Annotated in this window: 21 protein-coding genes; 11 read left to right on the plus strand and 10 right to left on the minus strand. The window is 65.1% G+C overall.

Annotation, left to right across the window (positions count from 1 at the left end; all coding sequences use genetic code 11):
• Positions 1–25: 25 nt before the first annotated feature.
• The gene (gene ceoA / locus DPV74_RS07465; RefSeq protein WP_027790469.1) at positions 26–1,243 is read right to left on the minus strand and encodes a multidrug efflux RND transporter periplasmic adaptor subunit CeoA; all 1,218 of its coding nucleotides are present in this window, start codon (positions 1,241–1,243) and stop codon (positions 26–28) included.
• A 33-nt stretch (positions 1,244–1,276) separates the two neighbouring features.
• A complete protein-coding gene (locus DPV74_RS07470) occupies positions 1,277–2,137 on the minus strand; it encodes an alpha/beta hydrolase (protein ID WP_027790468.1) in 861 nt (286 codons plus the stop codon).
• Positions 2,138–2,311: 174 nt separating this feature from the next.
• Between DPV74_RS07470 and ceoR the strand changes: the two genes are divergently transcribed.
• A complete protein-coding gene (ceoR, locus tag DPV74_RS07475; RefSeq protein ID WP_021156406.1) occupies positions 2,312–3,316 on the plus strand; it encodes a putative multidrug efflux transcriptional regulator CeoR in 1,005 nt (334 codons plus the stop codon).
• A gap of 24 nt (positions 3,317–3,340) precedes the next feature.
• On the opposite strand, the gene DPV74_RS07480 is transcribed toward ceoR, so the two are convergent.
• Together DPV74_RS07480 and DPV74_RS07485 are read right to left on the minus strand one after the other, a co-directional pair.
• Complete coding sequence (locus tag DPV74_RS07480) at positions 3,341–4,051, minus strand: hypothetical protein (RefSeq protein ID WP_049097873.1); 711 nt, start codon at positions 4,049–4,051, stop codon at positions 3,341–3,343.
• A 251-nt stretch (positions 4,052–4,302) separates the two neighbouring features.
• On the minus strand, positions 4,303–4,617 hold the full coding sequence (locus tag DPV74_RS07485; RefSeq protein ID WP_027790467.1) for an H-NS family nucleoid-associated regulatory protein: 315 nt from the start codon (positions 4,615–4,617) through the stop codon (positions 4,303–4,305).
• 326 nt (positions 4,618–4,943) lie between these two features.
• On the opposite strand from DPV74_RS07485, the gene DPV74_RS07490 reads away from it, so the two are divergent.
• Both DPV74_RS07490 and DPV74_RS07495 read left to right on the plus strand, forming a co-directional pair.
• Positions 4,944–5,630, plus strand: coding sequence for a response regulator transcription factor (locus tag DPV74_RS07490; RefSeq protein WP_027790466.1), 687 nt, complete (start codon positions 4,944–4,946; stop codon positions 5,628–5,630).
• 501 nt (positions 5,631–6,131) lie between these two features.
• Positions 6,132–6,425 carry a DUF4148 domain-containing protein gene (locus DPV74_RS07495; protein WP_060083769.1) on the plus strand — a complete coding sequence of 98 codons (294 nt, stop codon included), beginning with the start codon at positions 6,132–6,134 and terminating at the stop codon, positions 6,423–6,425.
• 208 nt (positions 6,426–6,633) lie between these two features.
• Here DPV74_RS07495 and DPV74_RS07500 read toward each other — a convergent pair whose 3' ends face one another.
• The 3 genes from DPV74_RS07500 to selD all read right to left on the minus strand — a co-directional run bounded on the left by DPV74_RS07500 (position 6,634) and on the right by selD (position 9,689).
• Positions 6,634–7,713, minus strand: a complete 1,080-nt coding sequence (locus tag DPV74_RS07500) for a purine nucleoside permease (RefSeq protein WP_021156407.1) — start codon at positions 7,711–7,713, stop codon at positions 6,634–6,636.
• Between the two features lie 248 nt (positions 7,714–7,961).
• Entirely contained in the window at positions 7,962–8,552 is a 591-nt protein-coding gene (locus tag DPV74_RS07505) for a LysE family translocator (RefSeq protein WP_027790464.1), read from the minus strand.
• A 72-nt stretch (positions 8,553–8,624) separates the two neighbouring features.
• Positions 8,625–9,689 (minus strand): selenide, water dikinase SelD, encoded by a 1,065-nt coding sequence (gene selD, locus DPV74_RS07510; RefSeq protein ID WP_027790463.1) that lies wholly within the window; start codon positions 9,687–9,689, stop codon positions 8,625–8,627.
• Between the two features lie 116 nt (positions 9,690–9,805).
• Between selD and DPV74_RS07515 the strand changes: the two genes are divergently transcribed.
• Positions 9,806–10,642: a DMT family transporter gene (locus DPV74_RS07515; RefSeq protein WP_059695397.1), complete on the plus strand. Its 837-nt coding sequence runs from the start codon at positions 9,806–9,808 to the stop codon at positions 10,640–10,642.
• A 51-nt stretch (positions 10,643–10,693) separates the two neighbouring features.
• Here the strand turns inward: DPV74_RS07515 and DPV74_RS07520 are convergent, their stop codons facing one another.
• Complete coding sequence (locus tag DPV74_RS07520; protein WP_059695399.1) at positions 10,694–12,205, minus strand: PLP-dependent aminotransferase family protein; 1,512 nt, start codon at positions 12,203–12,205, stop codon at positions 10,694–10,696.
• 126 nt (positions 12,206–12,331) lie between these two features.
• On the opposite strand from DPV74_RS07520, the gene DPV74_RS07525 reads away from it, so the two are divergent.
• The 7 genes from DPV74_RS07525 to DPV74_RS07555 all read left to right on the plus strand — a co-directional run bounded on the left by DPV74_RS07525 (position 12,332) and on the right by DPV74_RS07555 (position 18,442).
• A complete protein-coding gene (locus tag DPV74_RS07525) occupies positions 12,332–13,615 on the plus strand; it encodes a 4-aminobutyrate--2-oxoglutarate transaminase (RefSeq protein ID WP_059684213.1) in 1,284 nt (427 codons plus the stop codon).
• A gap of 83 nt (positions 13,616–13,698) precedes the next feature.
• Positions 13,699–15,168: an NADP-dependent succinate-semialdehyde dehydrogenase gene (gene gabD / locus DPV74_RS07530; protein WP_021156413.1), complete on the plus strand. Its 1,470-nt coding sequence runs from the start codon at positions 13,699–13,701 to the stop codon at positions 15,166–15,168.
• A gap of 545 nt (positions 15,169–15,713) precedes the next feature.
• Complete coding sequence (locus DPV74_RS07535) at positions 15,714–15,887, plus strand: hypothetical protein (RefSeq protein ID WP_155635659.1); 174 nt, start codon at positions 15,714–15,716, stop codon at positions 15,885–15,887.
• A 50-nt stretch (positions 15,888–15,937) separates the two neighbouring features.
• A complete protein-coding gene (locus DPV74_RS07540; protein ID WP_091920582.1) occupies positions 15,938–16,474 on the plus strand; it encodes a PAAR domain-containing protein in 537 nt (178 codons plus the stop codon).
• A 4-nt stretch (positions 16,475–16,478) separates the two neighbouring features.
• Positions 16,479–17,126 (plus strand): M35 family metallo-endopeptidase, encoded by a 648-nt coding sequence (locus DPV74_RS07545; protein WP_081058181.1) that lies wholly within the window; start codon positions 16,479–16,481, stop codon positions 17,124–17,126.
• The gene (locus DPV74_RS07550) at positions 17,119–17,577 is read left to right on the plus strand and encodes a hypothetical protein (protein WP_230963162.1); all 459 of its coding nucleotides are present in this window, start codon (positions 17,119–17,121) and stop codon (positions 17,575–17,577) included. Before DPV74_RS07545 ends, DPV74_RS07550 begins: the two co-directional genes overlap by 8 nt.
• Before the next feature lie 415 nt (positions 17,578–17,992).
• Complete coding sequence (locus tag DPV74_RS07555) at positions 17,993–18,442, plus strand: OmpA family protein (RefSeq protein WP_059554101.1); 450 nt, start codon at positions 17,993–17,995, stop codon at positions 18,440–18,442.
• A gap of 71 nt (positions 18,443–18,513) precedes the next feature.
• Here the strand turns inward: DPV74_RS07555 and DPV74_RS07560 are convergent, their stop codons facing one another.
• Both DPV74_RS07560 and DPV74_RS07565 read right to left on the minus strand, forming a co-directional pair.
• On the minus strand, positions 18,514–20,058 hold the full coding sequence (locus tag DPV74_RS07560; RefSeq protein WP_119336894.1) for a PAS domain-containing methyl-accepting chemotaxis protein: 1,545 nt from the start codon (positions 20,056–20,058) through the stop codon (positions 18,514–18,516).
• Positions 20,059–20,479: 421 nt separating this feature from the next.
• Positions 20,480–22,024: a PAS domain-containing methyl-accepting chemotaxis protein gene (locus tag DPV74_RS07565; protein ID WP_027790458.1), complete on the minus strand. Its 1,545-nt coding sequence runs from the start codon at positions 22,022–22,024 to the stop codon at positions 20,480–20,482.
• Between the last annotated feature and the right edge of the window lie 153 nt (positions 22,025–22,177).

Consider the following 22,177-nt stretch of genomic DNA (forward strand, 5'->3'; position numbering starts at 1 on the left):
ACGCGGATGCGAAGCGGCGGGCCGCTTACGAATCCGCCTTCGCCGGGGCGGCCGGCTTCGCGTTGTCCGCCAGCGGCGCGGACGGCGCGTCACCGCCCGTCATCGGGACCATGTGCGGCTTCACCTGTTCGCCGGGGCGCACGCGCTGCGTGCCGTTCACGACCACGCGATCGCCTGCCGCGAGGCCGCTCACGATCACGCGCCGGTTGCCGTGCTGCAGCCCCTGCTGCACTTCGCGGTACGACACGCGGCCCTGCTGGTCGACGACGAACACGAACTTCTTGTCCTGGTCGGTGTTGATCGCCGCGTCGTCGACGAGCAATGCCTCGTGCGGCGCGCTGCCGCCCACCTTCACGCGTGCGTACAGGCCCGGGACGAGCGCACCGTCCGCATTGTCGAAGCGTGCGCGCACGCGGATCGTGCCCGACGACGTGTCGAGCCGGTTGTCGACCGAGTCGATCTCGCCGCTGCGCGAGTAGCCGGTTTCGTTCGCGAGGCCGAGCTCGACCGGCACCTTGCGGCCGTTGCGCGCGCCGTTGATGTATTGCAGGTAGGTCTGTTCGTCTGCGTCGAACGATGCGTAGATCGGCGACACCGACACCAGCGTGGTGAGCGGCGCGGCCGACGCACCGGCCGACACGACGTTGCCGAGCGTGATTTCCGCGCGCGACACGCGGCCCGACACCGGCGCGGTGATCCGCGTATAGCCGAGGTTGATGCGCGCCGTTTCGAGCGCGGCTTCGGCGGCCTTCAGGTTCGCGGCCGCTTCGCGCGCCGCGTTCTGCTTCTCGTCGTAATCGCGCTTCGCGATCGCGTTGTCGCCGATCAGCCGCTGTGCGCGCTGCCAGTCGGTCTGCGCGTAACCGTTGCGCGCTTGCGCGGCCGCGAGCTGCGCGGCCGCGCGATCGGTTTCGGCCTGGTACGGGCGCGGGTCGATCACGAACAGCACGTCGCCCTTCTTCACGAGCGCGCCGTCCTTGAAGTTCACCGCGACGATCGTGCCCGACACCTGCGGGCGCACGTCGACTTTCTCGACCGCCTCGAGGCGGCCCGAATAACTCTGCCAGTCGGTGACGGTCTGCGGCACGACGGTCGCGACGTCGACTTCGGGCAGCGGTGCAGCCGCTTTCTCGGGTGCGTTCGCGTTCACGCGCATCGCGCCGAACGTTCCGAGGCCGACGACGGCAAGCGTCACGATCGCCGCTGTCGCGATTCGGGAACGGGAGGTGCGTAGGATGGCCATGTGGATCTCCAGGTAAACGTGGATTGGTTCTGGTTATTCGGAACGGTTGGGCTGGCGCGCCTGGAAGCGGCACTGGAAGAAGCGCACGGCTTCCTCGAAGGCGGCTTCGTGCGTCGCGAGCGCGGCGTGCGTGATGTCCGGATAGCGGATCACCTGCGTGAGCACGCCCGACGAGATCAGACAGCCCGCATATTTCTCCGCCTCGACGTGCAGCACGTCGTTCTGCGCGGTGACGACGAGCGTCGGCGGCAGGCCCGCGAGGCGCACCGATTCGAGCGGCGCCGCATACGGGTGCATGCGTTGCGCGGCCTGCGGCAGATACGCGCGATAACAGGCCGCGCATTCGCGCGCGGTGATGTCGGACGCGAGGCGCTCGGCGTCGCCGATGCGCGTCATGCTCGGGTCGAGCATCGGCCCGAACAGCGCCTGCGCGACGATCGACACTTCGCCGCGATCGCGCGCGATGAACGCGAGGCAGTTCGCGAGCTGGCCGCCCGCGTCGTGACCCGCGACACCGATCTTCTTCGGGTTGCCGCCGAACGCGCGGGCGCGCGTCGCGGCCCACACGGCGGCGCGATACGCATCCTCCGGCGCGGCCGGAAAGGGAAAGGCCGGCGCGAGCGAATAGTCGACCGACACTACGAGAGCTGGTAAGCGTTCTGCTAAAAAACGCGCAGCGAAATCGGCGTCTTCGAGCGAACCGCGGACGAAGCCGCCGCCGTGGAAGTAAAGCACTACTGGCAACCCGGTCTTGTCCGGGCGCCGGTACAGGCGCAGCACGATGTCCTGCGCGTAGCCGGGAATTTCCACTTCGGCGACCGTCAGCGCCGCGCCCGCCGTGGCTTGCGCGGGCAACGCGGCCTTCAGGAATTTGCTGAATTCAGAAGCGTCCATGACGATGCAGCATCCATTTCGAGATGGAACGAATTCTGGGTCCGGCAGACATTGGGATAAATGCCTATAATCCGGCAACACAATTCAACGCCCCCGAACAATCCGAGGCTGCGTTTACCCACGAGGTAGCGCAGCCTTCTTGTTCCGGCGGCAAATTAGATTGCGGAGGTTGTGATGGACCGGCTTCAGGCCATGCAGGTGTTTACTCGCGTCGTCGATACAAGCAGCTTCACCAAGGCAGCAGAAACGCTCAGCTTGCCGCGGGCGTCCGTCACGACGATCATCCAGAATCTCGAAGCATTCCTCGGTGTGCGGCTGATGCACCGGACCACGCGTCGGCTGTCGCTCACGCCGGACGGCGCCGCCTACTACGAACGATGCGTGCGGATCCTCGCGGACGTCGAGGAAACCGAGGCGAGCTTCCAGGCGAACAACCGGAAGCCGCACGGAAAGTTGCGTATCGACATGCCGGGCTCGATCGGGCGGCTGCTCGTGATTCCGTCGCTGTGCGAATTTCATACGCGCTACCCGGACATCGACCTGCAGCTCGGCCTGTCCGACCGGCCGGTCGACCTGCTGCAGGAAGGGGTCGATTGCGTGATCCGCGTTGGTGCATTGCAGGACTCGTCGCTCGTCGCGCGCCGGGTCGGCCTGTTCGAATGCGTGACGGTCGCGTCGCCCGACTATCTCGAACGTCACGGCGAGCCGAAGACGATCGACGACCTGAGCCAGCACAAGGCCGTCAACTACTTCTCGAGCCGCACCGGCCGCACGATCGACTGGACGTTTCTGACCGACGGCCAGGAAGTCGAGATGAAGATGGAGGGTATCGTGTCGGTGAACGATGCCGATGCGTACGTGACCTGCGGGATCGAAGGCTTCGGGCTGATCCAGCCGCCGCTCTTCATGGTGTTGCCGCATCTGCGCGAAGGCCGGCTCAAGGAAGTGCTGCCCGGCGTCAAGCCGCTGCCGATGCCGATCTCCGTCGTGTATCCGCACAGCCGCCATCTGTCGCCGAAAGTGCGCGTATTCGTCGACTGGATCGCCGAGGTGTTCGACCGTTGCCCGCTGCTGAGCGGCAAGGGTAGCCTCGACGCGACGTGCAGCAAGCGTACGTTCGAGGAAGCCGAACGCGCGCCGGTGCTCGACACGCCGGTCATCAACGAATGGGTCGCGTAGGCGCGACGCTCCCGCGCACGCCTGTCACTTCGTTCGCCACGTGCGCATGAACTCCGCGGCCCCCGTGCCTGGCGCGCAACTGCCCGGCCGCCTTGCGCGCGCCATCGCCCGCGCGAGTTCCGCACGCTGCGCGCTTACATGCCGAGCGCAATAGCGGTCGATCACGCCGAGTTGGCCTTTCAGGAACGCGATGGTCTGCTCGATGCCGCCGCGCACGCTCGCGTGCGATCGCGCGAGCACTTGATATTCGGCCATCATCGTGCGCGCGAGCTGCCGGCGGCGCTGCACCAACGCCTGAACATACTGCAGCGGCGGATCCGACAACGGTTCGGCGAGCCGCGCGCACATCGGATACCGGTCGAACTCGCGGGCCAATGACGAGAGCAGACGGGCACGCGCGCCCTTGCCTTCGGGCGGCATCCCGGCCGCCCCCGCGATGAAATCGCGAGCCTGATGCGCGTGGGCGACGGCCACCGGCAGTCGCGCCGCCTGCAACGCGCATGCCGCGTGGGACTCGGCACCGCCGGACGACTCCAGCACGATGCGCGCCGGCGCCCATTCGGCAATCGCATCGGTCAGCGATTCGATGCCGTACGTCTCGTTCCGGTAACCGAGAATCACTCGCAACGACGAGACGTCGACCTCGAGGATCTCGCGCGTCACGCTAATGCCGACGAATACGCGCTCCGGCGTCAGTTCGTCGCCGTGCTGTCGCGCTGCCGCCTCATTGTTCATACGAATCTGCCCGTCGGGCTCGTCTTGCGATCCGGTCGAAGACAAGAAAAATGGGGCGTTATTGTTCGCCACTAGAACTGTCATAATCTAAATGTAATATTCACGGACAGAACCGGTTCCATTCGCGGCGCGGCTCAACCCGAGCCATCGCGGTCGGCCCTCGACGTGTTCCATGCCGACGGTACCCGGCCCTCGCATCGACACCCCCGATACCCGCATGACACGACAACGCCCTTTCATCCGCTCACTAATCAGGAATCCTGACCCTGCGACTGCTCGAACGACGACCTGTCGATCAGAAACCGGTCGCGATCCTGACCACGCAGCCATGCCGGCTCGCGGCCCACGCCGCACCACGTCTGCCCCGTCCGCGGGTCGAAATACTTTGCCCTGCGCTTCCGGGCGCCGGCCGCACCTGCCGGGAATACATCCTTGTACGTGAACCCGAATTCCTCGATGCAGCGCCGGACTTCGAGCAGCACCGTCTCCGATATGGCGAGACGCTCGCGTTCGAGCTGCTCTTCGAGCAGCGCCTTTTTCTCCATGAACGACTTGTATATCAGCATGCGATTTTCCCCTCAATTCGGCTCTTTACAGGACTTCACCGAGACGTTGCCGGCACATCCAAGCGTAATCACGCTGCCGCTTCGTATTGACAACGTTTGTCAACAACAATCGTTGAAAACAGATGATTCATACGTCGTTAAAGGCTGTTTTTGCCTATGATTAGCATGTTTTATGCGTTCAAAATTGTTGACAATTACGAACATGAAACGATGCGAACATGCGCGGCAAACCACCGGCCGCCCGCCCTCGCACCGTTCGTCAGAATCCTCCGACCCACGCTCGATGCAGCACGATCGACCTGCTCGCTAACAAAGGAGTGCGAATCATGAACGTTTTATATCTCGAGGACGACAACGCATATGTCGAAATGATCACTTCAATACTCGAGAAATCCGGACACCGCGTGCATGCGGTCGGCAACGGCTGTCACGCGATCCGTCACCTGGAGAACGCGGTCGTCGACCTGCTGATTCTCGACTGGCAAGTGCCGGGGCTGTCGGGGTTCGAGGTACTGAAATGGACGCGCGAGCGCATCGGCGGACGCTTGCCGATCCTGTTCCTGACGAGTCGCGTTCGGGACGACGAGATTTTCTCCGCGATCAACGCCGGCGCCGACGATTACATGGTCAAGCCGATCAACCAATTCGAACTGCTGGCCCGCGCCAACGCGCTGCTGCGGCGCGCGTATCACAGCGGCGGCGCGCCGCAGGACGCCCTCGATATCGGCGGCTACCGGATCGACACGAAGGCGCGGACCGTGCTGCTCCATGGCGAGCATGTCCGGCTGACGCCGCGCGAATTCGATCTCGCCGTGCTGCTGTTTCGCAACCTCGGCCGCATCATGCCGCGCGACGCGCTGATCCTTTCATTGTGGGGTCGCGACATGACCGGCGTATCGCGTAGCCTCGACACGCACATCTATCGGCTCCGGATGAAGATGGCGCTCCAGCCGTCGAACGGCGTGCGACTCAGCGCGGTCTATACGCTCGGCTATCGGCTCGAAGCGATCTGACGCTCGACGGCGGCCACGCCCGTTCCGCCCTCGGACGGCATCGCCGGGCTGCCGCGTTCGTCGGCCGCCGCATGCAACGGCGCGTCGCGGCGTGAGGCATTGCACCACCGCGTGCAGAAGACTATTGCGTCATTCGGATTGATCGCCGCGCGACGCCCCGCCCGATCGGTCGAATTCCGCTGCCGCCCCCGGCCAGCAAGGCGTCCCGTATCCCCCACTACCTGTGCGGCTTTCGATTGTTCCGCCATCGCGACAATTCAATTCGCGTCTGCCGCATTTATCGCGACGGAACAGATACCTAGAGTAAACCCTGTCGCGCACCTCGTTGCGCATCGAACAGATCCCGCTTGATGGGACCGGGGCAAGCGCTCAAGCGCCAGCTCCGACAGTGCAAAGCATGGGATCTGGGTAAGCGCTGAAACGCTAACTCATATCGACCGCAAAGCATGGGATCTGAGTAAGCGCTGAAGCGCTAACTCATATCGACACAGGAGCTACACCATGAACCGCCGCCACCTTCTCTCCGCCCTGGCCCTCACGCTCGCCGTGTCCGCCCCGGCCTTCGCCGATTCGGGTACGCCGCATGCCGGCGACTACAGCAATACGTCGTGGTACTCGCAGCACTACGGCCCGCGCACGCGCGCCGAAGTCAGCGCGGAAGTCGAGCAGGCCCGCAAGGACGGCACGCTCGCGTACCTGCGCAAGGCAAATTCGTACCCGCAAGGGCTCGAACTCGCGCAAGGCCCGTATCGCTCGATGCCGGAAAGCAACCAGCTCGCCGGCGGGGGCCGGTAAACGTGCAACGCCGCGCAGCGGGGTGCCCCGTGCGCGGCGTCGCGACACACCTATCGACGACTCGCTGAGTCAGTCAGTTGCAGGAGCACATGATGAACGACCAACTCCCTTCGCCGCTCGATCACTGGGACGACACCACGCCGGTCTGGACGCCTTTCCGTTCGGCCCCGCACTCGCATTGACCGCCGACTGAGCCGTCGCCTGGCCCTCAACGGCGCGGCACCCCGTCGCGCCACTCGCCCCAGTGCGTCACGATGTCCTGCACGAGCGGGTTGCCCGCGCGATACAGGTTTTCGGTCGCCGGAGCGAAGCCGCCCTGGTCCGCGTAGTTCAGCAGGTTGTCGGCACTCGTCTGCCCCGCATACGGCCGGTCGAAATCGGACCCGGTACGCAGCACCGCGACGCGCGACAGGTCGACCCGCTTCACGCTCGCCGCACGCTTGAGCGCTTCATACGTCGCGTTGTCTTCCTGTGCGGTCATGCAGTAGGTGCCCTTGCCGTCGGTCAGGATCTTCGTCCACTGGCGCGCGCGCTCGCCGATCAACGTGCCCGAGAACCACGTGTTGCCCGATGACGTATCGCACTGGATCACCGTCGGCGGCCGGTTCGCCGGCGCATACGTGAACTTCGCGCGCGCGGCCTGCGCCTGCGCGCTGTCGGCGAGCACGACGTTGCGCGACAGCGCGACCGCGGCGTCGGTCAACTGCGGATTGAGCTGAAACACCTCGGTGCGATAGTCGAGCGGCGGCTTGTCGTTCGGGCTCTTCGTGTTGATGCCGAGAAAGCCGGTATTCCAGCCGGCCGGAATCTCGCGTGCATCGAGCTCCCACTGCAGGCTGAAATCGACGAGGTACTTCGACCACGCGGCCGAGCCGACCGTGCCTTGCGCGGGGTCGACGCCCGCGATGCCGGAGATCAGGAAATACGTGCGACGCAGATCGAAGCGCTGCGAGAACGTGAGCGCCATGATCGTCGCCGACGCGTTCGCATAGCCCATGCCGGTCGTGACCACGCACACGTCCTGCTTGTTGCAATGAACGTTCGGGTAGTCGGGCGACAGGCCCGGCACGGCGATGTCGCGCCACGGGCCGAGCCGGTCGAGCCATGCCTGGCCTTCCGGACCGAACATCGTGATGATCATGACCTTGACCGGGCGGCCCTGTGCACCGGTCTCGGCGAATGCATTGTTGCCCGCGTTGTTGCCCTGGTTGTCCTGCGCGATCGACGGCGCGGTTGCACAGGCTGCGAGCGAGAATGCAGCGGCGGAAAGAATGGAGCGAGTCAGCATCGGCGTTCCTTGTTTCGATGATGTTGGGTGAGAACGGCTCTCGTAGACTGCGCGACGGAGTATAGAACGGGCGTGCGCGTTGCGGAACCCGACTACGAAACGACGGCCGGTGCGTCGGTTCGGGTGCGGCGCACGCGGGAAGCACAACGGAAATTCGCTCCGTACGTCGACATACCGTCAGGAATACTATCCGGTTGATCGCCACCGACACGTCGATCGCACTTGCGTGCCCGTCGCCCGGCAAACCGCTACAGCCGTGCCAGTCCTGCCACCCCATACCCCAGCACGACAAGCGCCGCGACCACGTGGCTCGCCGCGAGCAGCCCCGGCGACTTCACGATCCGGCCGATCACGCTGCCGCCGAATGCGAACACCAGCTGCCCCGCGAGGCTGCCGGCAAACACGCACGCAGCACCGAGCAGCCAGTGCCGCTGCGCGCCGGCGGCGGCCGTTGCATAGCCGTAGAACAACAGGATCGTCAGCGGGTTCGCCAGCGTGACGAAGAACATCGATGCAAACGGGCGGCTGCCCGGCGGCCGCGCATCGCCGTCGAGCGTGCGGCGGCGATCCCGCAACGCCTGCCACAGCATCCGCGCGCCCATCGCGAGCAGCACGAGCGCCCCCACCAGACGAAACAGCGACAGATGCGCCGCGAGCGTGCTCGCCAGCATCGCGCCGAGCGTGAACGCGACGACCGCGTAGCAGCCGTCGGCCGTCGCGACACCCACCGCCGCGCGCACGCCGCTTGCGGTGCCGGCGCGCATCCCGTAGTTCGCGATCATCAGCGCAACGGGCCCGACCGACAGCGCGATCATCAGCCCGAACAGGAAATCGTTCATCGGTCGTCGATGCCTTCGATCGAAGGCATCGATTCTAGCGAACGCAAAAATCTCCGGTGCGGCGATTCGGCATCACGCGACATCGACGCGCGCAGGCCCGTCCACCATCTCGCCGATCACGCCCGCGCGGTCGAAGCCGTCGGCACGGAAGCACGCGAGCACGTCGTCGACGGCCTCGGGCGCGCACGCGACCAGCAGGCCGCCCGACGTCTGCGGATCGGTCAGCAGCGCCTGCGCGACGGGCGGCAGCGTGTCGGCCAGTTGAACGTCCGCGCCGTACGCGGCCCAGTTGCGGCCCGATGCGCCGGTGAACACGCCGTCGGCCACGAACGCCTCGACGCCCGCGAGCCACGGCAGCGACGCGTAGTGCACGCGCGCGGTGAGGTGCGCGCCACGTGCGAGTTCGAGCGTATGACCGAGCAGCCCGAAGCCCGTGACGTCGGTCAGCGCATGCACGCCCGGCAGCGCAGCGAGGTCGGCGCCCGGACGGTTCAGCTTGGTGGTCGTCGCGACCATCTGCGCGTAACCCGCGGCATCGAGCTGGTTCTTTTTCAGCGCGGCCGACAGCACGCCGACGCCGAGCGGCTTGCCGAGCACGAGCACGTCGCCCGCACGCGCGGCCGCATTGCGCTTCACGCGCGACGGATGCACGACGCCGATCGCCGCGAGCCCGTAGATCGGCTCGACCGAATCGATCGAATGGCCGCCCGCCACCGGAATGCCGGCGTCCGCGCACACCGATTCGCCGCCGCGCAGCACGGCCGCGATCGTCTCGTGCGGCAGCACGTTGATCGGCATCCCGACCAGCGCGAGCGCGAGGATCGGCTTGCCGCCCATCGCGTAGACGTCGGACAGCGCGTTGGTCGCGGCGATGCGGCCGAAGTCGAACGGATCGTCGACGATCGGCATGAAGAAGTCGGTGGTCGCGACGATCGCCTGCTCGTCGTTGAGACGGTAGACGGCCGCGTCGTCGGACGTCTCGGTACCGACCAGCAGATCCGGGAACAGCGCGGGCGGCGTCGCGCGCTTCAGCAGCTCGGACAGCACGCCCGGCGCAATCTTGCAGCCGCAGCCGCCGCCGTGCGACAGGCTCGTGAGGCGCGGAACGGCAGGCTGGGCTTGGGTGGCTTCGGTCATCGTCGGCATCCGGTGAATAACAACACGACATTATCGACAATTCCGTGCGAGTGCGCCCGATGCCCACATAATGGCGGCGCACTCCCCGATCCCGCTGCCGCCCGCACCTTCCGTCCATGGATCACCTCTTCATCGGCCTCGTGCTGTGCTCCGCGTTGCTGCACGCCATCTGGAATGCCTTCCTCCACGTCAGCGAAGACCGGCTCGTACAGCTCGGCACGATGTCACTGCCCTATTTCGGGTTCGGCGTCGCCGGCGCCGCGCTGCTGCCCGCGCCGGCACCCGCCGCGTGGCCGTATATCGCCGCGTCGGCCGCGCTCGAGGTCGCGTACTGCTTCACGCTGGCGCGCGCCTACCGCAGCGGCGAGTTCGGGCAGATCTATCCGATCGCGCGCGGGATCTCGCCGCTGCTCGTGTCGGTGCTCGCGCTCGCTTTCCTCCACGAACAGCCGACCCCGTTCGGCTTCGCGGGCATCGCGCTCGTGTCGTTCGGCATCATGTCGCTCGCCCTGCGGCGCGGCTTCCGGTTCTCCGGTGAAGGCGTGCCGTTTGCGCTGCTCACGGGCGTGTTCATCGCCGCGTATTCGATCTGCGACGGCATCGGCTCGCGGGTGTCCGGCAGTGCGCTCGGCTACATCGCGTGGGTGTACGTGCTGTGGAGCGTGCCGCAGTTCGTGCTGGTCTGCGCGGTACGTGGCGGCCCGCGCGCGGTGCTCGCCTCGCGCACGGCGCTCACGCAGGGCGCGATCGCCGGCACGATCTCCCTCGCCGCTTACGGGATCGTGATCCTCGCGTACCGGTACCTGCCGGTCGGGACGGTGTCAGCGCTGCGCGAAACGAGTTCGATCTTCGCGGTCGCGATCGGCTGGCTCGTGATGCGCGAGCGGCCCGGCGCACAGCGGCTTGCCGCGTGCGCGCTGGTGGTCGTGGGCGCGGCGCTGATCCGCCTGTAGGCGGCGCGCGCGACACGCGTTCGTCTGCAGGTCGTGCCGACCTGCCAGGCGTCAGACCGCGACCGCCGCCCCGCCGAATGCCCGCTCGTCGATCGCCTCGGCGAGCGTCGCGAACGCCGTCGCGATCTCGTCCTCCGGCACGCACGCATAACCGAGCAGCAACCCCGGCGCCGCGCGTTCGCGGTCCGCGTAATAACCCGACAACGGTCGCACGACGATATTGCGTTCGAGCGCGGCCTGCGCGACCGCACGATCGTCGACGCCTTCCGGCAACTGCGTGACCAGATGCAGCCCGGCATCGCTGCCGAGCGCGTGCAGCGTGTCGCCATAGCGTTGCGCGACCGCGTCGAGCAGCACCTCGCGGCGCTGTCCGTACAGCGTGCGCATCTTGCGGATATGCGACACGAAGTGCCCTTCCGCGATGAATTCGGCAAGCACCGCCTGCTGCAGCAACTGCCCTTCGCGGTACAACTCGGCGCTCGCGGTCGCGAAACTTTCCGCGAGCGGCTCGGGCGCGACCAGGTAGCCGACCCGCAGCCCCGGGAACAGCGTCTTGCCGAAACTGCCGACGTAGATCACCTGCCCGGCCGTGTCGAGCCCCTGCAGCGACGCAAGCGGGCGGCTGCCGTAGCGGAATTCGCTGTCGTAGTCGTCCTCGATGATCCAGCAACCGTGCTGGCGTGCGTATTCGAGCAGCATCCGCCGCCGCGCGAGGCTCATCACCATCCCGAGCGGATACTGGTGCGACGGCGTGACGAGCATCAGCTTCGGCGGTTCGGCGAGATCGGCCGCCGACGGGGCGATGCCTTCCTCGTCGACCGGGATCGGCCGCGTCGTCAGCCCCGACACGTTCAGCACGCTGCGCACGCCCCAGTAGCACGGGTCCTCGGTCCAGATCGCGTCGCCCGGGTCGGTCAGCAGCCGTACCGCGAGGTCGATCGACTGGTGGATGCCGGTCGTAATCACGATCTGCTCGGGCGTGCAGCGCACCGAGCGCGACGTGCGCAGGTAATCGGCCAGCGCCTCGCGCAGCAGCGCGAGCCCGCCGCCCGGCGCGTAGGTCAGCAGGTCGGGGCGCAGCCGCCGCCAGTATTTGTTGTGCAGCCGCGTCCACACGCGAGCGGGAAAGCGCGACACATCGGGCACGCCCGGCATGAACGCGCCGCCCTGCCGTTTCGACACGCCGGCCCCTTCGACGAGCCGCGTACCGCGCGCCGACAGCCGCCGCGCGGACGGCTGCACGAGCGCCGGGTGGGTGGCGGTCGCGTCGGGCGGCGCGCCGACGATCTCGTCGGGCGCGCTGTCGGCCACGAACGTGCCGCGGCCGGTCGCCGAGTTCACGTAGCCTTCGAGTGAAAGCTGTTCGTAAACCTGCGTGACCGTGTTGCGCGCGATTCCGAGTTCGGCCGCGAGGAGCCGCGACGACGGCACGCGCGTGCCGGCCGGCAGTTCACGCGACAGGATCGCCTGTTGCAGCAGCCGGTGAAGCTGCCGGTAGATCGGCTGTTCGCCGCCTCGCACGAGGCGCTGCGCCAGCCAGTCCGACAACACGCTCGCGCGCATGATTGGCTCCTGAATATTTATTGAAATGGCTCTGATTGTCAGAGCCAAATGTGATTATAGTCGCCTCCATGGGCTGTCGAAGCGCCCGATTTTCACCTCACCGGAAAGAACATCAAGGAGATGACCGTGAAGAATGCCGACCTGCAGGCCCGCAAGAACGCCGCCACCCCGCGCGGCGTCGGCGTGATGTGCGATTTCTACGCAGCCCGCGCCGAGAACGCGGAACTGTGGGATGTCGAAGGCCGCCGCTTCATCGATTTCGCCGCCGGCATCGCGGTGCTGAACACCGGCCACCGCCACCCGAAGATCGTCAAGGCGATCGCGGATCAACTGAACAACTTCACGCACACCGCTTACCAGATCGTCCCGTACGCGTCGTACGTCGAGCTGGCCGAGAAGATCAACGCACGCGCGCCGGGCGATTTCCCGAAGAAGACCGCGTTCTTCACGACCGGCGCGGAAGCCGTCGAGAACGCGATCAAGATCGCACGCGCGGCCACCGGCCGTCCGGGCGTCATCGCCTTCTCGGGCGGTTTCCACGGCCGCACGATGATGGGCATGGCGCTGACCGGCAAGGTCGCCCCGTACAAGCTGAACTTCGGCCCGTTCCCGGGCGACGTGTTCCACGCGCCGTACCCGAACGCCGTGCACGGCGTGACGACGGCCGACTCGATCAAGGCGATCGAGATGCTGTTCAAGGCCGACATCGATCCGAAGCGCGTTGCCGCGATCATCTTCGAACCGGTCCAGGGCGAAGGCGGCTTCAACCCGGCGCCTGCCGAATTCGTGCGTGCGCTGCGCAAGATCTGTAACGAACACGGCATCCTGCTGATCGCCGACGAAGTGCAGACCGGCTTCGCGCGTACCGGCAAGCTGTTCGCGATGCAGCACTACGACGTGCTGGCCGACCTGATCACGATGGCGAAGAGCCTCGCGGGCGGCATGCCGCTGTCGGGCGTCGTCGGCCGTGCCGACCTGATGGACGCGGCAGCGCCCGGCGGCCTCGGCGGCACGTATGCGGGCAACCCGCTGGCAGTGGCATCGGCGCACGCCGTGCTCGAGATCATCGACGAAGAGAAGCTGTGCGAGCGCGCGACGCAACTCGGCGACGTGCTGAAGGCGAAGCTGAACGCGCTGCAGGCCGACGTGCCGCAGATCGCCGACGTGCGCGGCCCGGGCGCGATGATCGCGGTCGAGTTCCTGAAGCCGGGTTCGGGCGAGCCGGATGCCGAGTTCACGAAGCGCGTGCAGACGCGTGCGCTCGAGCGCGGCCTGCTGCTGCTCGTATGCGGCGTGTACTCGAACGTCGTGCGCTTCCTGTTCCCGCTGACGATCACGCAGGCCGTGTTCGACGAAGCGCTCGTGATCCTCGAGGAAGTGCTGAAGGAAACGGTCGGCGTGCCGGCCTGAGTTCCTGCCTTCCGAATGCGCCGCCGCCGTCGTCACGACGGCGGCGGCCTTTTTATCCGTCATCTTCAAAGCAGGCGATTCATATGAGCACTGTTCAGGAAACCCTGGCACTGAAAGATCCGTCGCTGTTCCGCCAGCAGGCGTACGTCAACGGCGAATGGCAAGGCGCGACGAACGGCGAGACGTTCGAAGTCCGCAACCCGGCGACGGGCGGCCTGCTCGGCACCGTGCCGGCGATGGGCACGGCCGAGACGCGTCACGCGATCGAAGCCGCGAACGCCGCATGGCCGGCATGGCGCAAGAAGACCGCGAAGGAACGCGCGGTCGTCCTGCGCAAGTGGCACGACCTGATGATGGAAAACGCCGACGACCTCGCGCTGATCCTGACGACCGAGCAGGGCAAGTCGCTGGCTGAAGCGAAGGGCGAGATCGGCTATGCCGCATCGTTCCTCGAATGGTTCGCGGAAGAAGGCAAGCGCGTATACGGCGACACGATCCCGACGCCGGCGAGCGACAAGCGCATCGTCGTGACGAAGGAAGCGATCGGCGTGTGCGCGGCGATCACGCCGTGGAACTTCCCGGCGGCGATGATCACGCGCAAGGTCGGCCCGGCGCTCGCCGCGGGCTGCCCGATCGTCGTGAAGCCGGCCGAGGCGACGCCGTTCTCCGCGCTCGCGATGGCCGTGCTGGCCGAGCGTGCGGGCGTGCCGGCCGGCGTGTTCAGCGTCGTCACGGGCGACCCGAAGGCGATCGGCGGCGAGCTGACGTCGAACCCGATCGTGCGCAAGCTGTCATTCACCGGCTCGACGCCGGTCGGCCGCCTGCTGATGTCGCAATGCGCGGCGACGGTCAAGAAGGTGTCGCTGGAGCTCGGCGGCAACGCGCCGTTCATCGTGTTCGACGACGCCGATCTCGACGCGGCCGTGCAGGGCGCGATCGCATCGAAGTACCGCAACAGCGGCCAGACCTGCGTGTGCACGAACCGCTTCTACGTGCATGAAGCCGTGTACGACCAGTTCGCGCAGAAGCTCGCGGCAGCCGTCGGCCAGTTGAAGGTGGGCCGCGGCACCGAGCCGGGCGTCACGCAAGGCCCGCTGATCAACGAAGCAGCGGTGCTGAAGGTCGAGGCGCACATCGAGGACGCGCTCGCGAAGGGCGCGACCGTCGTGACGGGCGGCAAGCGCCACGCGCTGGGCCACGGCTTCTTCGAGCCGACCGTGCTGACGGGCGTCACGCCGGCGATGAAGGTCGCGAAGGAAGAGACGTTCGGGCCGCTCGCGCCGCTGTTCAAGTTCGGCAGCGACGATGAAGTGATCCGCCTCGCGAACGACACCGAATTCGGCCTCGCCGCTTACTTCTACAGCCGCGACATCGGCCGCGTGTGGAAGGTCGCCGAAGCGCTCGAATACGGGATGGTCGGCGTGAACACGGGCCTGATCTCGAACGAAGTCGCACCGTTCGGTGGCGTGAAGCAATCGGGCCTCGGCCGCGAAGGCTCGCACTACGGCATCGACGACTACGTCGTGATCAAGTACCTCTGCCTCGCCGTCTGACGGTTCAGGGCCTGGCACCGCTTCGGTGACAGGCCCTGACCGCCCGGCCGGAACCGGGCGGTCCGACGCGGGCCGGCGTCCCTCTCCGTCGTGCCCGCGTCGTCTCGTTACGCACGAAGTCGCCCCGCTCTGCGTACCCTGTTTCGATCGCTGTATCCGCCGATACGTCGTATCGCGCGCGAATCTCGTTCCAGTCTCATTTCTCACTTCGCTGCACGCCGCCAGATTGAGCGCTCCGCCTCGATCCGGTTTGCACGCGCATGAACACTTCATCCTACGGCCCCCCAGTGTGCAGAGTCAGTGCACGCAGGAACCGCTGCAGCGGGTGGTGCCGTGACATACGTTAATAGTCTCCGACTTGACGGACGGGCAGTTATAACGCTCGGCCGCGTTCTGCTCGATACCCCTTCGCGTCGACCTCGATGATCGCTTTTGATCATCAATCTCCGTCGGACTCCAAAATAAGAATCGTACTCGTTCTATAGACAGAGAAAGTCTTACCGGCCACTGTCTATGGCTCGTCCATACACAAGGTATCCGAGTCCATGGAAGAAGAACATGCCGCCTACCCGTACTTTATTCGCTCATCGATCCGGCTTTACGCGATGGTGCAGCAGCGACACACCTCGCAGGCCGATGCGGAAACAGAAGCACTCGCGCGCACGCCTACGACCATTGCCTTCGCAAAATTTCACGATCGACCAATACGCGATTTATGACCCGGAGTCAGCCGATTGGGTCTTTACCAACTTCGATTGAGGACATAGCCATGAGCCGACGAGCGATCAGGAACGGCGACGCAACGACGACAGGTGGAATCGTTATCGCAGGCACTGCAAGCATATTCGTGGACGACAAGCACATTGCCTTGGATGGCGACAAAGCGACGTGTGGAAATTGCGAGGGAAGGTTCCCGATAGCGGGAAGCGCGGTATCCGTCGTCGGTGACGGACGTGCCGTAGCCGTCGAGGGCGACGCGGTACTTTGTCCATGCGGTCAAAACTTTTTAGTCGCGAGCAATGACTGCATGTTTTTCATTGAAGACAGCGGCGGCCATGGCTCGGCTACCCCCTTCATCGGATATTCGGCATTCCCACCCACGCGGTACGCGCCGGCATCGGACATTTACAGCGGTCAATTTGTGATCCGCGACGTGAGGACGAAGCAACCGTTAAGCAACGTGCGCTACTGGATCAAGGATCGATCCGGAAACGTGCATGCATCCGGCGTGAGTGATCGGCACGGCTGTACCGTGCGCGTACGAACCGAACATGCGGAAGCATTGAAGCTTGTAATCGAGGACTGAAACGATGGGAAACCAAACTACCGTCGCCGAGACAACAACAAACACCACCGCAGAATCGCAGACATTTGCCGATGTTGACTTGCGACCGATCTGCGAAAACATGACCAATTCGGAATTCCGCAAGGTTTTTTCCGTAGCGCAAGGACGAGCGATTGACCGGTTGACGATCCGCATTGCTGATTTACAAAAGTGGTCGAAGGTCGATAAGGGCCGGGTATTCAAATGGTTCGGTCGAAACGACGAGCGCACGCGTATGCACCTACTCACCGGCCTGACGAAAGTGCTTGCCGTGGTTCGAGCATTCAACGAGAACAATGTGGTTCGAAGCGGCAGCGCTGGCGATCTTGCGACGGGTTGCACGCCTCACCCACGAGGAACGACAAACGAGGCCGCCCACGTATGCGCGCCGGACACGGCAACACACACGATCGCCATCAGTGGGCGATTCTGCACGATGCGCCCGTGGACAGCGAACGCTGATTCGCACGTGTCAACTATCATTCACGAAGCCACCCATTTCCAAGACACCATGTCGTCGACCGATGACCAATACACGATTACGCCCTTGCTCCCCGGTTGGGGACGGTCAAACCCAGACTTGGCAATCAACAATGCCGACAGCATCGCGGGGTACGTTGTTGACATTGAATAAGGTCGTCACTGCCGCCGCGCTCGTGTTGAGCTGCGCACATACGGCGTTCGCATGCGATGGTCCGTCGAACATGCCCGGTTGGGATTTTGATGTTCGATTCGACAACAATTCAAGCGACCTATCTACCTCCGAACTGGCGAAGCTCTCCGTATGGTCGAACAACATGCGCAATCGCTTCCCCATCGTCGATGTGGTGTCGGTTGTCGGATTGGCCGAGCCGACGGAACGAAGCGCGCAAGAGCTTGCGCACCGACGCGCAGCGAACGTCAAAAGCGCGCTAGATCAATTCTTGATTCGGGGCGAACGAAATTCGATGATCGCGCGAATCTACAAGCTGCCGTTTCCTGCGAGCGAGTTTGATGACAACGGGCGGCGCGTCGAGATCACATTCGGCCCGGGATGCCCTAACCACTGCTGCCCGAACCTGAATCCCACACCCAGGGCGCAATGAGGTAACACGACGCACCCACGCCGGCCCGCGCGATGCGGGCTGTCTTCCTCCTGCCTCGCAGGTTCCCGCGATTAGCGGAACAGGTTGAGCGCCTCCACCAGCCGCGTCGCCTGCTGCTTCAGACTCTCCGACAACAGGAATCCAATTGTGCAAGCCTGCCGGACAGCGGCCAAAATCACGCCGTCGTATGCGAACCCAGCCCGCACAAGCGAGGCATTGCCGGCTATTCGAAATTCTGCAGTGACTCGTTCGGCTAGCAGTATCACGAATCAAAGATAAAGGTAGCTGCGCATGGATGTGCGACGACCCACGAGTAGCGCCACACAGCAAACTCATCAATCGCTGACCATGGAACGCATCCCGGATGCGGGTGTCCTCATTCAAAAATGCCAACAGCGCTGCGGGTACGATATCAATGGCGACTAAACTCCTGACCGCCGCCGCGCTCGCGTTGAGTTGCGCACAGGCAGCGTTCGCCTGTGACGGTGCGTCGAACATGCCCGCCCATTACATCGATATTGTTTTCGATGCGGATTCGAGTGCGATTTCTCCGACCGAACTCTCGAGGTTGTCGGCATGGTCGAGCGACATGCACAAGCGCTTTCCGATCATTGATACGGTATGGCTTATCGGACTGGCCGAACGAACCGAGAACAACGCGCAACAGCTCGCAACGCAACGAGCGGAAAACGTGATGGCTGTTCTGGATCGGCATTCGATCCGTGGCGAGAAAAGCGCCCTGGCGGGGAAGATTTTCAAGCCGGACGAATTCGGTCAATCCGGGCGACGCGTTGAAGTGAACGTCAGTCCGGGATGCCCCAACCACTGCTGCCCGAACCTGAATCCCATACCCAGGGCGCAATGACGTAGCAGGACACGCCCAAACCGGCCCGCACAACGCGGGCCGCCTTCCTCCTGCTTCACGCGTTCCCGCCATCACCGAAACACGTTCACCGCCTCCACCAGCCGCGTCGCCTGCTGCTTCAGGCTCTCCGATGCCGCCGTGCTCTGCTCGACCAGTGCCGCGTTCTGCTGCGTGATGTTGTCCAGGTGCACCACCGCCTGGTCGACCTGCGCGACGCCCGTGCTCTGCTCGGCCGTCGACGAGCTGATCTCCGCGATCAGATCCGACACGCGCTTCACCTGCGTGACGATGTCCTCCATCGTCTTGCCCGCGCCGTCGACGATCCGCGCACCCGATTCGACGCGCTCGACGCTCGCGCCGATCAGCGTCTTGATCTCCTTCGCCGCATTCGCGCTGCGCTGCGCGAGTGCCCGCACCTCACCGGCCACCACCGCGAAACCGCGCCCCTGATCTCCGGCCCGCGCCGCTTCAACGGCCGCATTCAGCGCAAGAATGTTGGTCTGGAACGCGATGCCGTCGATCACGCCGATGATGTCCGAGATCTTTCGCGAGCTGGCGGTGATGTCGTTCATCGTCGCCACCACCTCGCTCACCGCCTGCCCGCCGCGCCCGGCGGCTTCGCTCGCCGACACCGACAACTGGTTCGCCTGCAGCGCCGTCTCCGCATTGCTCGACACGGTCGCCGTCATCTCGGCCATCGATGCGGCCGTCTGCTGCACGCTTGTCGAAGCCTGCTCGGTGCGCGCGCTCAGGTCGTTGTTGCCCTGCGCGATCTCGTTGCTCGCGCGCTGCACGTTCAGCACCTGTTCGCTGACATCGTCAACCAGCCAGCGGAACATCAGCCCGAGCTGGTTGATCGTGCGCAGCGTCATGCCGATCTCGTCGACACGGTTCATCCGCACGCCGCTGCGGCTCTCGCCGGTCGCGACGCGCAGCGCCTCGTCGCGCAACTGCACGAGCGGGCGCGCAATCTGCGCATCGAGCCACAGGCCGGCCGCCGCCGCCACGCCGGCCGTCACCGCCGCGAACGCGGCGAGCCCGCCACCGGCCAGCCCGCACGCCCAGCCGCCGGCCACCACGACCGGCGCAAACACGCACAGCGCCGCATGGAGCCGCGCCCGCACCGACATCGTCTGGAACAGCGACATGAAACCGGCCACGCCCTTGCGGACGATCAGCCCCTTGTGAAAATGCCGGTTGCCGGCCCGCCCTTCGCGGAAGTCCTTGTAGAGCGCCTCCGCCGCCGCGATCTCGTCGCGCGTCGCCTTCGTGCGCACCGACATGTAGCCCTTCGGCTCGCCGTTGCGCATCACGGGTATCGCGTTCGCACGCACCCAGTAGTGATCGCCGTTCTTGCGGCGGTTCTTCACGAGCGCGGTCCACGGCTCGCCGCCCTTGAGCGTCGCCCACATGTCGGCGAACGCCTCCTTCGGCATGTCCGGATGCCGCACGACGTTGTGCGGCTGGCCCTCGATCTCTTCGGGAGAAAATCCGCTGACCTGGATGAATGCCGCGTTCGCGTAGGTAATGTAGCTGTTCGCGTCGGTGGTCGACATCAGCGTCGCGTCGTCGGGAAAATCGAATTCGCGTTGCGTGACGGGCTGGTTGTTGCGCATGGTGTGGAGCTCCGGGTAACGGATCTTGCGTCCGCTTGTCGATTGATTCGCGACCCTGCACATTGCGGTCAATCCGCATGCGCATTGGTCATGCTCCTGCACTTTCGGCAATTTTTACGAAAACATTATGCCTTGCCCGGGTAAATATGCATTAAAAATGCATCACCTTGCCTTTACCGAACAATCCGTTTACTGATGAAACTAAACACCAGGCCAGGCAACGGTTTGACGGATATTCGTCTGATTAATCCGCGTAATTCGCCCGATTCGATTCAATGCATAAGTGCAAAATCCTGAATACGAATATTTCTCGTTTCGCGTATTTTGATTGAATCGGAAAACCTGAACGCGCATTACGCGCGTCAATCACGATGTCACGATGCATCGATCGGGCGCGCACATGGCGTGCGCGCCCCGACGATCACCGGAACACGTTCACCGCATCCACGAGACGCGTTGCCTGTTGCTTCAGGCTCTCCGACGCCGCCGTGCTCTGCTCGACCAGTGCCGCGTTCTGTTGCGTGATGTTGTCCAGGTGCACCACCGCCTGGTCGACCTGCGACACCCCGGTGCTCTGCTCGGCCGTCGACGAGCTGATCTCCGCGATCAGATCCGACACGCGCTTCACCTGCGCGACGATGTCCTCCATCGTCTTGCCGGCCTCGTCCACGCGCCGCGCGCCCGACTCGACGCGCTCGACGCTCGCGCCGATCAGCGTCTTGATCTCCTTCGCCGCGTTCGCGCTGCGCTGCGCGAGCGCCCGTACCTCGCCGGCGACCACCGCGAAGCCGCGCCCCTGTTCGCCGGCGCGGGCCGCTTCCACGGCCGCGTTCAACGCAAGGATGTTGGTCTGGAACGCGATGCCGTCGATCACGCCGATGATGTCCGAGATCTTTCGCGAGCTGGCGGTGATGTCGCTCATCGTCGCGACGACCTCGCCCACCGCCTGCCCGCCGCGGCCGGCCACTTCGCTCGCCGACATCGCGAGCCGGTTCGCCTGCAGTGCGGTCTCCGCGTTGCTGTCGACGGTCGCCGTCATCTCGGCCATCGACGCAGCCGTCTCCTGCACGCTCGACGCCGCCTGCTCGGTACGCGCGCTCAGGTCGTTGTTACCCTGCGCGATCTCGTTGCTCGCGCGCTGCACGTTGTGCACCTGCTCGCTGACGTCGTCGACGAGCCAGCGGAACATCAGCCCGAGCTGATTGATCGTGCGCAGCGTCATGCCGATCTCGTCGACGCGGTTCATCCGCACGCCGCGCCGGCTTTCGCCGGTCGCGACGTTCAGCGCCTGGTCGTGCAGCCGCTTCAGCGGACGCACGATCTGCGCATCGAGCCACAGGCCGGCCGCCGCCGCCACGCCGACCGTCACGCCGGCAAATGCCGCGAGGCCGCCACCGGCGAGCCCACACGCCCAGCCCGCGCCGACGACCGCCGGCGCAAGCACGCACAGCGCCGAATGCACGCGCGCGCGCACCGACATCGTCTGCGACAGCGACGCGATACGCAGCAGCCCCGTGCGGATCACCAGCCCCTTGTGGAACCGGCGCTGGCCGGCCTTGCCGTCGCGGAACGCGCGATACAGCGCGTCGGCGGCCGCGCTCTCGTCGTGCGGCGCCCTCGTGCGCACCGACATGTAGCCCTGCGGCTCGCCGTTGCGCATCACGGGTATCGCGTTCGCACGCACCCAGTAGTGATCGCCGTTCTTGCGGCGGTTCTTCACGAGCGCGGTCCACGGCTCGCCACGCTGGAGCGTCGCCCACATGTCGGCAAACGCCTCGCGCGGCATGTCCGGGTGGCGCACCACGTTGTGCGGCTGGCCGACGAGTTCCTCGTTCGTGAAGCCGCTCACCTGCGCGAACGTCGTGTTGGCGTAGGTGATGATGCTGTCTGCATCGGTCGTCGACATCAGCGTGACGTCGTCGGGAAAATCGAATTCCTGTTGGGTAACGGGCTGGTTATTGCGCATGCAAGGCTCCGAAAGGCGGATCTGTCGTCCGCGCCGCGCTGAAATCACGCTCAGTAGCCGAAAAACGGTTTATCGCTTAACGACGGTCTTCATCTTACTGTCGGCATATTGGGGAAAAACCTTACCCTTTCATCGAATAAAATATCCAATTCG

Source organism: Burkholderia sp. HAN2018 (assembly GCF_024704855.1).
In the GTDB taxonomy this organism is placed as follows: Bacteria; Pseudomonadota; Gammaproteobacteria; order Burkholderiales; family Burkholderiaceae; genus Burkholderia; species Burkholderia cepacia.